The organism is Vibrio sp. 10N.247.311.49 (assembly GCF_041467655.1).
Lineage (GTDB): Bacteria > Pseudomonadota > Gammaproteobacteria > Enterobacterales > Vibrionaceae > Vibrio > Vibrio crassostreae_C.
The window spans coordinates 48,875-61,399 of sequence record NZ_JBFSVA010000005.1 but is presented as its reverse complement, the minus strand read 5'-3'; the positions used below and the strand labels follow the sequence as shown (position 1 = coordinate 61,399).

The 12,525-nt window shown below is 44.3% G+C and carries 14 protein-coding genes; 13 read left to right on the top strand and 1 reads right to left on the bottom strand.

The window, feature by feature from the left end; translation table 11 throughout:
• Window positions 1-20: 20 nt before the first annotated feature.
• The 11 genes from cydX (at window position 21) to AB6E54_RS07285 (ending at window position 8,543) form a co-directional block, all read left to right on the top strand.
• Complete coding sequence (gene cydX / locus AB6E54_RS07335; protein WP_000270284.1) at window positions 21-128, top strand: cytochrome bd-I oxidase subunit CydX; 108 nt, start codon at window positions 21-23, stop codon at window positions 126-128.
• On the top strand, window positions 121-423 hold the full coding sequence (ybgE, locus tag AB6E54_RS07330; protein ID WP_017062075.1) for a cyd operon protein YbgE: 303 nt from the start codon (window positions 121-123) through the stop codon (window positions 421-423). The genes cydX and ybgE overlap by 8 nt, the downstream gene beginning before the upstream one ends.
• A 172-nt stretch (window positions 424-595) precedes the next feature.
• Window positions 596-1,033 carry a tol-pal system-associated acyl-CoA thioesterase gene (gene ybgC, locus AB6E54_RS07325; protein WP_017062074.1) on the top strand — a complete coding sequence of 146 codons (438 nt, stop codon included), beginning with the start codon at window positions 596-598 and terminating at the stop codon, window positions 1,031-1,033.
• A complete protein-coding gene (gene tolQ, locus AB6E54_RS07320) occupies window positions 1,023-1,706 on the top strand; it encodes a protein TolQ (protein ID WP_017062073.1) in 684 nt (227 codons plus the stop codon). The genes ybgC and tolQ overlap by 11 nt, the downstream gene beginning before the upstream one ends.
• A gap of 3 nt (window positions 1,707-1,709) precedes the next feature.
• Entirely contained in the window at window positions 1,710-2,153 is a 444-nt protein-coding gene (gene tolR / locus AB6E54_RS07315; RefSeq protein ID WP_017062072.1) for a protein TolR, read from the top strand.
• A gap of 13 nt (window positions 2,154-2,166) precedes the next feature.
• Window positions 2,167-3,228: a cell envelope integrity protein TolA gene (gene tolA / locus AB6E54_RS07310; protein ID WP_372107042.1), complete on the top strand. Its 1,062-nt coding sequence runs from the start codon at window positions 2,167-2,169 to the stop codon at window positions 3,226-3,228.
• A gap of 12 nt (window positions 3,229-3,240) precedes the next feature.
• Window positions 3,241-4,593 carry a Tol-Pal system beta propeller repeat protein TolB gene (tolB, locus tag AB6E54_RS07305; RefSeq protein WP_017062070.1) on the top strand — a complete coding sequence of 451 codons (1,353 nt, stop codon included), beginning with the start codon at window positions 3,241-3,243 and terminating at the stop codon, window positions 4,591-4,593.
• A gap of 113 nt (window positions 4,594-4,706) precedes the next feature.
• Window positions 4,707-5,249, top strand: coding sequence for a peptidoglycan-associated lipoprotein Pal (gene pal, locus AB6E54_RS07300; RefSeq protein WP_017062069.1), 543 nt, complete (start codon window positions 4,707-4,709; stop codon window positions 5,247-5,249).
• Window positions 5,250-5,282: 33 nt separating this feature from the next.
• Window positions 5,283-6,065, top strand: a complete 783-nt coding sequence (gene ybgF / locus AB6E54_RS07295; RefSeq protein WP_017062068.1) for a tol-pal system protein YbgF — start codon at window positions 5,283-5,285, stop codon at window positions 6,063-6,065.
• 209 nt (window positions 6,066-6,274) lie between these two features.
• Entirely contained in the window at window positions 6,275-7,336 is a 1,062-nt protein-coding gene (gene nadA, locus AB6E54_RS07290) for a quinolinate synthase NadA (RefSeq protein ID WP_136973580.1), read from the top strand.
• 175 nt (window positions 7,337-7,511) lie between these two features.
• Window positions 7,512-8,543: a potassium channel family protein gene (locus AB6E54_RS07285; protein ID WP_017063519.1), complete on the top strand. Its 1,032-nt coding sequence runs from the start codon at window positions 7,512-7,514 to the stop codon at window positions 8,541-8,543.
• A 75-nt stretch (window positions 8,544-8,618) separates the two neighbouring features.
• Here AB6E54_RS07285 and AB6E54_RS07280 read toward each other — a convergent pair whose 3' ends face one another.
• Window positions 8,619-9,188 carry a UPF0149 family protein gene (locus tag AB6E54_RS07280; protein WP_017062064.1) on the bottom strand — a complete coding sequence of 190 codons (570 nt, stop codon included), beginning with the start codon at window positions 9,186-9,188 and terminating at the stop codon, window positions 8,619-8,621.
• A 171-nt stretch (window positions 9,189-9,359) separates the two neighbouring features.
• Here AB6E54_RS07280 and AB6E54_RS07275 point away from each other — a divergent pair, with 171 nt between their 5' ends.
• Complete coding sequence (locus AB6E54_RS07275; protein ID WP_017062063.1) at window positions 9,360-11,813, top strand: hybrid sensor histidine kinase/response regulator; 2,454 nt, start codon at window positions 9,360-9,362, stop codon at window positions 11,811-11,813.
• 248 nt (window positions 11,814-12,061) lie between these two features.
• Window positions 12,062-12,511, top strand: a complete 450-nt coding sequence (locus AB6E54_RS07270) for an L-alanine exporter AlaE (protein WP_372107041.1) — start codon at window positions 12,062-12,064, stop codon at window positions 12,509-12,511.
• Window positions 12,512-12,525 lie beyond the last annotated feature (14 nt).

The window sequence follows — 12,525 nt, the reverse complement described above, 5'->3', positions numbered from 1 at the left end:
AATAACTTAGGAGAAATTTTATGTGGTATTTCGCATGGATTTTGGGTGTACTTCTAGCATGTGCATTCGGCATCATCAATGCTCTATGGCTAGAGCATTCAGAAATGATGGACAAAGACAGTGAGTAATCTCGCAGAGCAAATCGCTAAGCTGCATCAACCAATGGATAAGACTCTGCTTAGAGCCTTAGCCCTAGTATTGGGTTTCATGCATGTGGGTTTAGTGATGTGGGATCCTGAAGCGTATGCGACAAGCATCGGTGGCTTTAACGCGATCATCGGACCAATGTTTATTTGGGCAGTATGCTCAAGCATGGTTTACGGTATCGGATTTAAGCCAAGAGCTTGGATGTGGCAGCTACTGTTTAGCCCATATGTTTCACTCACAATTTTGCTCTACCTAACGGTGCTGCGCCTTCTATAAAAGGCAAAGGATTTAGGTTCATAACAACGTGAGCCTTTATACTTGTTGGGTTTTTAGCCAAAAAGAGGTCATCTTATACAGATGGCCTTTTTTTTCGTCTCTCAAATCAAAAAATTCACAGCGATATACTATTAATGATAAGGAGTTAGGTTATAGTGAGATCTTTATCGTTTTGGATTGTGGTAGCAAATTGCAGGGATTATCTAAGCTATTTACGTGGCCAGTGACTGTGTATTACGAAGACACCGATGCGGGTGGCGTTGTATACCATTCAAACTATCTTAAGTTTTTCGAACGCGCTCGAACTGAGATGTTGCGCTCAATTGGCGTTTCTCAGCAAGTATTGTTAGAACAAAACATCGGTTTTGTAGTCCGACATATGGACATTGATTTTATTCAAGGCGCGCGTCTTGATGATTCTTTACAAGTCATTACAAATATTTACGAGTTGAAGCGAGCTACCTTGGTCTTCTGTCAAGAGATCGTAAATCCTGATGGCAAGGCATTGTGTAAAGCAATGGTTAAGGTAGCATGTATCGATAATCAAAAAATGAAACCCAAAGCAATGCCAACATTTATTCTCACGGAGCTAACGAATAGTGACTGCTGAAATCTCAATCTTAGGCCTAATTTTAGAAGCTAGTTTACTAGTTAAGATGGTCATGCTGACTCTTATGGGCATGTCTGTTGTTTCTTGGGCGATGATCATAAAAAGAAGTAAAGTGTTATCTCAAGCTTCTAAACAAACAGAAGTGTTTGAAGACAAATTTTGGTCAGGCGTTGATCTTGCAAAACTGTACCAAGAGAGCAACAAACGCAAAGACGAGCTTTCTGGTACTGAAGAAATTTTCTACGCAGGCTTTACTGAGTTCGCTCGCCTTCGTAAATCGAATGCAACATCACCTGACTTCATTATGGAAGGCACTGGCCGTGCGATGCGCGTTGCCGTTGCTCGTGAGGTTGATGAACTAGAAACTAACTTACCTTTCTTGGCGACTGTTGGCTCTATCAGCCCATACATCGGCCTATTTGGTACGGTTTGGGGCATCATGCACTCATTCATCGCACTAGGTGAAGTGAAGCAAGCGACGCTCGCAATGGTTGCCCCTGGTATTGCAGAAGCACTGATCGCAACAGCAATGGGCCTATTCGCTGCGATTCCAGCAGTAATGGCGTACAACCGCTTCAGCAGCCGAGTAGGCAAGCTAGAGCACAACTACGCGACTTTCTCTGAAGAGTTTCACAGTATTCTTCACCGTCAAGCGATGGCTGGCAGGGAATAATAGATGGCTGGATACCAACCTAAAAAACGCAAAATGACAGCAGAGATTAACGTTGTACCTTACATCGACGTTATGCTTGTTTTGCTGATCATTTTTATGGTGACTTCGCCGTTTGTTACTCAAGGCGTTGACGTTGAATTGCCTCAGGCTTCAACGGCTAAATCGGCACAAGACCTACTGGGTGACGACAATGCAAGTTTCATCATCGTTGAAGTGAACAAAGACGGTGAACTTGGCTTGAGCGTTAATGACGAAGAAGTACAGCGTGGCTTATCAATGGAAGATATTATCGTCCGTGTGAAAGCCGAGTTGTCTCTGAAGCCAAACTCTCCAGTGGCGGTTGGTGGTGATGCCGCAACGCCATACGCTGAAGTGGTTTTATTACTTGATGAATTAAGCCGTGCAGGTGTGCCAAAGGTTGGCCTTTTAACGGATATAAGGGAATAGCTCCGTAGCATTCATGAAAGCGAATAATAAAAAATCCAATAATTTCAGATCACCGCTTCTTATTTCTCTTGGGCTGCACGTCATTTTATTCGTTGCGCTCATTTGGGGGGCGGATTTCACGATGTCAGAGCCAAAGCCTACAGGGCAGATGGTTCAAGCAGTGGTGATTGATCCTCAGTTGGTTCGCCAGCAAGCTCAACAGATTCGTCAACAAAGAGAAGCGGCAAGCAAGAAAGAGCAAGAGCGTCTTGACAAACTCAGACGTGAAAGCGAACGACTTGAAAAGAATCGTAAAGCTGAAGAAGAAAATATTCGCAAGCTAAAAGAACAGCAAGCGAAAGAAGCTAAAGCAACTCGTGAAGCTGAAAAGCGTCGAGTTGAGAAAGAGAAACAACGCAAAGCTGAAGAAGCGCGTTTACAGCAAGAGCAAAAGAAAGCCGCTAAAGCCGAAGCTGACCGTAAGCTAAAAGAAGCTGCGTTAGTGAAAGCCGAGAACGAGCGTAAAGCCAAAGAAGCGGCAATCGCAAAAGCTGAACAAGAACGCGTGGCAAAAGAAAAAGCAGCGAAAGAGGCAGCAGACAAAGCTCGTAAAGAGAAAGAAGCCGCTGAACTCGCGGAAAAGCAACGCATAGCGAAAGAGAAAGAAGCGGCAGCAGAGAAAGCCCGTAAGGCAAAAGAAGCTGCAGCAAAAGCAGAAAAAGAGCGTAAACAACAAGAAGCCGCATTGAACGATATCTTTGCTGGGCTTGAAACGGAAGCGACTCAAAACTCTTCAGCAAGACAACAATTTATCACTGATGAAGCGCAACGTTACGGGGCTATCTATACCCAACTGATTCAACAGAACCTGTTGTTAGAAGACAGCTATCGAGGACGCTCATGTCGAGTGAACCTTAAGCTGATTCCAACGGGCTCTAACGCGATATTGGGTAGTTTGAGTATCTTAGATGGCGATAGCCGTTTATGTGCAGCAACCAAGCGTGCGGTGGCACAAGTACAATCTTACCCGTTGCCTAAAGACCCAGACATTGTGAACTCACTGAAAGACATTAACTTAACTGTATCACCAGAGTAAAAGGACGAACTTGTGTTAAAGAAACTATTACTGAGTTTTGTTTTCTTAATAGCTACAAGCAGCCAGTTTGCACATGCAGCGCTGGAGCTGGTTATTACAGACGGTATTAACTCTGCAAGACCTATCGCTATTGTACCTTTCCGTTGGGAAGGCTCAGAGCCATTGCCACACGATGTATCAGCGGTTATCGCTTCTGACTTACAGCGCAGTGGTAAATTCAGCCCAGTTGCGACAAGCAAAATGCCTCAAACGCCTTACAGCGAAACTGAGGTTAACTTTGATGCTTGGACTAACCTAGGTGTTGACTCATTGCTTACCGGTAGTATCACTAAAAATGCCGAAGGGCAGTATGTGGTGAATTACCAATTGATCGATATTGTTCGTGGTCAACTGACCAAAGGACAAAGTCGTGCGCTGAGTGATGAAGGCCAATTAGTGCTTTCTAAAGATCACGTTCTATTCAATAAGAAGGCTACGGTTCCTGGTAATCGCTTGAGAGAGTACGCACACCGTATCTCAGACCTAGTGTATGAAGAGCTAACTGGTGAGAAAGGCGCGTTCTTAACTCGTATCTCTTACGTGGTAGTGAACGATAAAGACAAGTACCCGTATCAACTTCGTGTTGCTGACTACGATGGCTTTAACGAGCGTTTAGTACTTCGTTCTAAGCAGCCTCTCATGTCTCCAGCATGGTCACCAGACGGCAAAAAGCTAGCTTATGTGAGCTTCCAGAATGGCCAAGCTGAAATATTCATCATGAATATTTACACGGGTGAACGTGAGAAAGTGACGTCATACCCTCGTCACAATGGTGCGCCAAGATTCTCGCCAGATGGTAAAACATTGGCATTGGTATTGTCGAAAACGGGCAGCCTTCAGGTGTACACACTTGACCTTGCTAGCCGTAAGCTGACTCAAATTACCCGCGGCCGTTCGAATAATACTGAACCATTCTGGCACCCAGATGGCAAGTCTCTTATTTTCACATCGGATCGTGGTGGTAAACCACAGATTTATAATGTAAATTTGTCCAATAATTCGACTTCTCGTATTACTTGGCAAGGTAGCCAAAACTTAGGTGGCCAGATCACTCCTGATGGTCGATTCATGATCATGGTGAATCGCAGCAACTCAGGTTTTAACTTGGCTAAGCAAGATTTGGAAACCGGTGCGGTTCAGGTACTAACAAAAACATTGTTAGATGAGTCTCCAAGTATTGCACCGAATGGAGGTATGGTTATCTATAGCTCTATTTACAACAAAACAAATGTACTATCGATGGTTTCTATCGATGGACGTTTTAAAGCTAGATTACCGGCAACTAACGGACGCGTAAGAGCGCCTGCATGGTCACCGTTCCTCTAGGGAAAATTACATATTCTTTTAGCTATTGATAGTGTTAACTATTGTGGCATTTAACTATCTATAGCACTCTTAGTCGCTGTAGAAACTAAGTTTGATAACGTAAGGAAAAAAAGATGCAACTTAACAAAGTTCTTAAAGGCTTGATGATTGCACTACCAGTGATGGCAGTAACGGCATGTAGCTCAACTGATGAAGCAACATCTGCAACATCTGGTACTGAAAGCAACCAAACAACTTCAGGTTCAGAAGGCAATGTAGACACAACTGTTGTAACGCCAATTGACGCTAACGGTCAACTGTCTGAGCAAGAGCTTAAAGAGCAAGCGCTACGTGAAACTCAAACAATCTACTTCGCATTCGATAACTCTACTATCGCTGGCGATTACGAAGAAATGCTAGCAGCTCACGCAGCATACCTAGTTAAGAACGTTGACATGAACGTTACTATCGAAGGTCACGCTGATGAGCGCGGTACTCCTGAGTACAACATCGCACTTGGCGAGCGTCGTGCACAAGCTGTAGCGAAATACCTACAAGCTCTAGGTGTTCAAGCTGACCAAATCTCTATCGTAAGCTACGGTGAAGAGAAGCCACTTCTTCTAGGTCAATCTGAAGATGTGTACGCTAAAAACCGTCGCGCAGTACTAGTTTACTAATTTTAGTAGACTATATAATTGAGGAATTGCCTCATGTTCAGTAACACAAAGCGAGTCATTTTGCTTTCGTTACTGGCAAGTGCAGCGAACACCGCGTTCGCTGCACCAGCTCCAGTATCCGATCTCAATAGCACCGCAACCAATTCATCATCTTCCTCTCGATCAGCATCTAACGAATCAGATATTGAGCGTTTAGAGCGCCTGCTTCAAAATCGCAATCTCGTTCAGCTTCAAATGCAACAGCAAATCGACGACATGGCACTGGAGATCAGTGAACTTCGTGGTGATCTGGAACGAAACAGCTACGATATGAAGCAAATGCTAGAGCGTCAGCGTGAACTGTTCATTGAACTGGATCGCGTAAGAGGCGAGGTGAAAGCAGCAGGAACAGCAACGGTAGCAGTGGCGGCGAGCGAAGGCTCTAAAGACGCTTCTGGTACGTTCAGTACTGATGTGGATGAGCAAACTGCTTATCAAAATGCTGTAGATATGATTCTAAAGCAACGAGACTACACGGGTGCTATCGCTGCATTCCAAAAGTTTCAAAAAGACTTCCCAGATTCTACCTTCACACCTAACTCACATTACTGGTTAGGTCAGCTTTATTTCGCTAAGAAGCAAGATAAAGAAGCCGTGAAGAGCTTCGCTGCTGTTGTGTCGTACAAAGACTCAAACAAGCGAGCAGATGCACTGGTTAAGCTTGGTGACATAGCAGCGCGCAACAACAACGCGACGCAAGCTAAGAAATATTACCAACAAGTCGTAACCGAGCACCCAAACAGTGCTTCGGCTAAAGTGGCCAAAACCCACTTATAACCAAAATAGGGGTGCTTAGGCGCCTCTTTTTTATACCTGTTCACTTCCGTTTAGTGTTTACTTCTCTTGCTAGTGATGACAACACATCGCCTTGTTTATGCGTTTTAAGCATTAGCTAGTCACCGCTTGCAACCAATCCTTTTTGATCCCAATCGCTGTCCTGTGTAGAATACTCGGATTCTCGGAAGAAGTTGCGTAGAGCAAGAGCAATGAGTCATATACTAGATAAAATCGATACAGTTTACCCGTTTCCGCCTAAGCCAGTTCCATTGAGCGACGCTCAGAAACAGGCCCACATCGCAAACATCAAAAAACTACTTCAAGAAAAAGATGCAGTTCTAATTGCACACTACTACACCGATCCTGAAATTCAGGCTCTGGCAGAAGAAACTGGTGGTTTCGTTGGCGATTCATTAGAGATGGCTAAGTTCGGTAACCGTCACTCAGCAAGCACTTTGATCATCGCTGGTGTTCGTTTCATGGGTGAGTCTGCAAAGATTCTTACTCCTGAAAAACGCATTTTAATGCCAACACTTGAAGCTGAATGTTCGCTTGATCTTGGCTGCCCAGCTGACAAATTTACAGAATTTTGTGATGCTCACCCTGACCACACTGTGGTTGTATACGCGAACACCTCTGCAGCTGTTAAAGCTCGTGCAGACTGGGTAGTTACGTCGAGCATCGCTTTAGAAATCGTTGAAAGCCTAGACGCTGAAGGCAAACCCATTATTTGGGGGCCAGACCGTCACCTAGGTTCTTACATTGCAAATCAAACTGGCGCTGACATGTTGCTTTGGCAAGGTGAGTGTATCGTTCATGATGAGTTCTCAGCTGATGCTTTGAAGAAAATGAAATCGGTATACCCAGAAGCGGCTATCTTGGTTCACCCAGAATCACCAGCAAGCGTGGTTGAACTGGCTGACGCTGTAGGCTCAACAAGCCAACTGATCAAGAAAGCAAAAGAGCTGCCTCATCCACAGATGATTGTTGCGACAGACAAAGGCATCTTCTTCAAGATGCAGCAATTGGTTCCTGAAAAAGAGCTGATTGAAGCGCCGACAGCGGGTGTTGGTGCAACGTGTCGTAGCTGCGCACACTGTCCTTGGATGGCAATGAACGGCCTTGAAGCGATTGAAAACGCGCTTGAGAATGGTGGTGAGCAACACGAAATCTTCGTTTCTGACGAATTACGCGTGAAGTCTCTTATTCCATTGAACCGCATGCTAGATTTTGCAGAGCAGTTAAATGTGCAGGTAAAAGGTAACGCGTAAGTCGTTCTTTTATCTAACCAATAAAAAAACCAGCCAATAGTGCTGGTTTTTTTGTATCTGCGTATAGGCCGCCAATATCAATCTTGTGGTCATGTATCTTTTTCTGATGATACATCTTGTTGATATCGCGTATTTTTTCTAGCATGTAAGTAAGAGGAAAAGATTAGAGGCTCGAATGATAATCTGGTTACAACTCAAACGCTGGATCAAAGCAAACATCTTTGTTTTGAATGGCAAAAACTTACTGTTCACTTTTCTTGGCTACATCGCTTTATCGTGGTCGATGCTGTATTTGGCGGGTGAAACAGATTTAACCAGTTCGGTTACCGTATTCGCTTACTACTTGGTGGTGACGGCTTCTACGGTTGGTTATGGTGATTTATCACCGACCACGGTAGCGGGGCAGTGGATCGTTATTCTATTTGTGATTCCAGGCGGGTTGAGCCTTTTTGCCGCGTTGCTCGGTAAAGTGGCGACAGAAGGTGTTGAATATTGGCGAGCGGGCTTGCTAGGAAAAAGGAGAGTTAGAGTGGACAACCACATTTTGATGTTGGGGTGGAATGAGCAAAGAACCATTCATCTCATCCGCATGCTACAACACGAAGAAACGGGTAAACGACCAATCGTGCTATGTACGCGTTCAGATATCGAGAACCCGTTACCCGGTGAAATCAATTTCGTCAAAGTAAACAGCTACACCGATGGCAAAGAGATGGAGAAAACGGGCATTGAGTCTGCAAGTTGCATCCTGATTGATAACCCAGAAGACGACATTACGTTATCTGCGGCGCTTTACTGTGCCAACCGAAACCCTAAAGCGCACCTTCTTGTTTACTTTAAAGATGAAGCGCTGAGCGATTTGTTACACAAGCATTGCCCTAACTCAGAATGTATTCCAGCGGTGGGTGCTGAGATGCTAGCAAAGGCTGCGGTAGACCCAGGTTCCAGTGCGCTTCACCAAGAATTATTGAGCTCAACAAGAGGCATGACACAGTATTCAACGTATTTCCCTGAAGACGCTGAGTCTGTCACCGTCGCGCCTATTTTCTCAGTGTTTAAAGAGAAGTATCAAGCAACTCTGATCGCCATTGATACGGGGAGCGGTATTGAACTCAACCCAGAGTTAGATCAAGTGGTCAGCAGTGGCACTAAGCTGTTTTATATTGCTGATGAGCGAATTGATGACTTCGATTGGAAAGGCTTCTAAAGCGACTATTTTATTTCGTCTGAAAACTAAAAAAGGCCTCATAATGAGGCCTTTTGGCTTGTATAAAGCTAACTGTTATTGAGCTTCAGCCAGTGCAATGCCACGCTGCGTTAGTCCGCAAAGCATCACAGGAACAGCGTTAAAGATCTCTTCGAACTGCTCTAGGCCTTCGATGCCTTGCTCTGCAAGCGTAGCAATTGACGTTTCTGGATCGTAAAGCATGCTCAGTGACAGCAGGACACCGCCAACGAGTGCGTTATCTTCGCTCTCTTCAGGCATTAGTGTTTCCCAATCGTCGCGAGCAATCTGCCAGCCTTGAAGCAAGCCTTCACAAAAATCACGAGCGGCAGTGTTCACCACTTCTTCGTCGTCTAATTGACAAGCTTCAGGCCAAACCCAAGTCCCTTCAATCAGTTCTGGGCGGGTTTTATTCCAAAGCTCGATGATAACTTCAATGTAGCTTTCTAGCTGTTCACCATCCGTAAAAGGTGCGACTTCTTCGCCACCCCATAAGAACGGTAGCCACTCATGCGGGGTTAACACATTCGGTGCCGCTGCCATTGCAGTGACAAAGCCCATTGTTTTGTGTTCTGTGATTAGCTTTCCTTCCAACTCTGGAAGCGCAAGAATATCTTGTAAAGTCAAAGTGAGGTACCGTAAAAGGGAACATATTTGCGCTTATAGTACCAATGAACTTGTGCCAATCAAGCTTCAATCTAAAAAGGCTTGATGTCATGGATGATAAACACTAGGTTTAACAGAAAAGAAAACAATAAAAGAATTATGCAGATACGGTCGTCTTTAAAGAAAAAAAGCATGGTAGCGCTTGGATTATACCTTGCGATGTTTATTGCCATTGTCGGTAGTGTGACGTATTACGTCGTAGAATCCCCTGTGCGCGCCAAATTACAACAAAACCTCGACTTGCGTACGCAACTGTTATCCGCATTGATTACAGAGCCACTCAGTAGTTCTCGAGGCTTCGTAGACAGTCTCGTTGGGTTTGCTCAAGCGCATCGTAACGGTGATGATGTTATTCCGCTCTTTAAGTCCATGTTGGCGGCGAGCGACGATACGATTGTCAGTGCCGGTATTTGGCCCGAACCTTATGCGCTTGATTCTAAAAAGCTTCTCAACAGTTACTTTTTTAATAAAGCCGACGATGGAATAATCGACCAGATATATTCTTACAACAACCCCCAAAATGCCCCTTATCAAGAAGAGTATTGGTACACCTCTGTCGTCAACCAAAAACAAGGCACGATCTCTTGGAGCGATGTGTATATCGATCCATACACACACGTTCGAATGATTACGGCGTCTTCCCCTTATTATTACGACGGTACTTTTGCCGGTGTTGCCACGGTGGATCTCTCGCTCGAAGAGCTGCTTGGTTTTATCAAGAACCACGCCGAAGAATACAACCTTGGCATTACGCTCAGAGATAAGCTTAACCAAGTGTTGGTTTCGCATAACTTTAATCTCGTTGAAGGCATTTACATCAGTAGCAATCAATTTGGTGATTTCGGCTGGCAAGTGGATGTGGTGAACTCCAAATCACGAGTAGAAGACGAAGTGTTTCGTCAGGTGATGAGCATTGAAGGCGGTATTGTTCCGCTATTGCTACTTTGTGTCATGGCGGGGTATTACTTATTGAACCGTTATTTGATTAGTCCAATCACAAGGATTGCAGCACAGGTTGATAGTTCGAAAGCCGGCGAAATCATTGATGTGGATTACTCGAGTGATGACGAAATCGGCCATTTGATTAAAACCTTCAACGAAAAGACCATTTATCTCGAAGCGGAAAAGGTTAAAGCTCAGGCATCCACCAATGCAAAAACCGCTTTCCTTGCGACCTTGTCACATGAAATTCGCACTCCGATGAATGGGGTATTGGGTACCGCTCAAATCCTATTAAAAACGCCTCTAAATTCTGAACAAGAGAAGCATCTTAAGAGCTTGTATGAGTCCGGCGATCATATGATGACTCTACTCAACGAGATCTTAGACTTCTCGAAGATCGAGCAGGGCAGGTTGGATCTTGATGAAACGCGTTTCCCGCTTGATTCGATCATCGGCAGTATTAACAGTGTTTACTACACATTGTCTTCCGAGAAAGGGCTTCAATTCAAAGTGTACTCTGAGGTGACTTCGGGTCGTTGGTACTTCTCAGATAAAGCTCGCCTTCGCCAAATTTTGTTTAATCTATTGAACAACGCGGTGAAGTTCACCTCCAGAGGCTTTGTTGAGGTGTATCTGAAAGAAGTTGTAGAGGGGAGTGACACCTATCTGAGCATTCGAGTTCGTGATACCGGAATTGGTATTTCTAAAGAAGCTCAGAAGCGTATTTTTAAACCGTTTGAACAAGCGGAGTCTTCGACCACAAGGCGTTTTGGCGGTACTGGCCTTGGCCTCGCGATTGTGAAGAAAATTGCCCAGTTGATGGATGGCAGTATTACCGTCACCAGTGAAGAAGGGATAGGCACGAGTTTTGATGTTCGCTTGAAGATTCAGCCATGTCAGCCAGGAGAAATCGAGAGTTTGCCACATAAGAAGTTGGACTACTCTGGCTTAAAGGTACTGATCGTCGAGGACAACCGAACTAACACGGTGATCATTGAAGCCTTCATGAGCAGTAAAGGCTTTACCTGTAAGAGCGTCGAAAACGGTGAACTTGCGATACAAGCCGTGGTTGCTGAGCGCTTTGATTTGGTGCTCATGGATAACCATATGCCTGTGATGGATGGCGTTGAATCAACCACTGCTATTCGTGCTTTGATAGGCGATGTGTCATCGGTATTGGTGTTTGGTTGTACGGCTGATGTCTTTAAAGAGACTCGTGAGCGTATGTTGGGGGCAGGTGTGGATTATATTATTGCTAAGCCGATTGACGAGCGTGAACTGGATGATGCCTTGTTCCGCTATTCAAATAAGCTTTATCAATACCATGAAGTAAAAGCGGATGAGCTCGAAAGCCAAGACGTAAAACCACACGATTCGAAAAGTAAAAGCGAGTCACTGCCTAAACCTGATCTTCGCAACAAAGATAACACTGAAGAGCTGTTAGTGACGTTGTATGTGGCGCTAGAAGACAACAACCTAGAACTGATTCAATTTGCACTAGAGAGCCTACGTGTCCACGTTGAAGCTATGAACAACGCGGAACTTACTGAACAAGTCGATAAAGCGTTAGAGCAGGTTGCTTTAGGATCACCACCTACACAAGATGTCATTAATATCATTACTGTAAATCTACCTATGGCTTAAATGTTGTTTAATTACGGTAAGTAAATGACGAACTGTCCAATATTTGACCTTGGTTGGATTTTTTGGTGAAAGTGACTGCTTTTAAAGTGGTTTTTGGTTGTTAATTTACAACTTGATTTTTAATTTGGAGTGTATGACTACTAATCTTGTGATTTAATAGCGACATTATCTGGTGAGGTGCAAATGTGCCTTGTTTATATGTTACTAAATCACTAATTAAGCAGTGATATATTTTAGGTTTGTCGTCAATGAAGTTTCGTGGTCCATTTTGTATTCGAAACGCAGCTGCGGATACATTTGCTATGGTCGTTTTCTGTTTTATTTCTGGCATGATCGTAGAAGTGTTTATTTCTGGTATGACGTTTGAGCAATCTCTTGCTTCTCGAACGTTATCTATTCCTGTAAACATTGCTATCGCTTGGCCTTATGGCGTTTTTCGTGATTGGTTCTTACGCAATGGTGCAAAACTTTCAGAAAGCTCATTGATGAAAAACTTGTCTGATTTGATGGCATACGTGTTATTCCAGTCTCCAGTGTATGCGGGTATTTTGTTGGCAGTGGGTGCTTCAGGCGACCAGATCGTTACGGCTGTCACCAGTAATGCAGTTATCTCGTGCGGTATGGGCGTACTTTACGGCTACTTCCTCGATATGTGTCGTAAATGGTTTCGAGTTCCTGGCTATTATCAACAAGCTTAAGAAAAGCAACAAGC

Coding starts and splice junctions, on each gene's coding strand:
- cydX (WP_000270284.1), top strand. CDS start 21: ATGTGGTATTTCGCATGGATTTTGGGTGTACTTCTAGCATGTGCATTC.
- AB6E54_RS07275 (WP_017062063.1), top strand. CDS start 9,360: ATGGTAGCGCTTGGATTATACCTTGCGATGTTTATTGCCATTGTCGGT.
- AB6E54_RS07270 (WP_372107041.1), top strand. CDS start 12,062: ATGAAGTTTCGTGGTCCATTTTGTATTCGAAACGCAGCTGCGGATACA.
- ybgF (WP_017062068.1), top strand. CDS start 5,283: ATGTTCAGTAACACAAAGCGAGTCATTTTGCTTTCGTTACTGGCAAGT.
- pal (WP_017062069.1), top strand. CDS start 4,707: ATGCAACTTAACAAAGTTCTTAAAGGCTTGATGATTGCACTACCAGTG.
- tolR (WP_017062072.1), top strand. CDS start 1,710: ATGGCTGGATACCAACCTAAAAAACGCAAAATGACAGCAGAGATTAAC.
- AB6E54_RS07285 (WP_017063519.1), top strand. CDS start 7,512: ATGATAATCTGGTTACAACTCAAACGCTGGATCAAAGCAAACATCTTT.
- tolA (WP_372107042.1), top strand. CDS start 2,167: ATGAAAGCGAATAATAAAAAATCCAATAATTTCAGATCACCGCTTCTT.
- nadA (WP_136973580.1), top strand. CDS start 6,275: ATGAGTCATATACTAGATAAAATCGATACAGTTTACCCGTTTCCGCCT.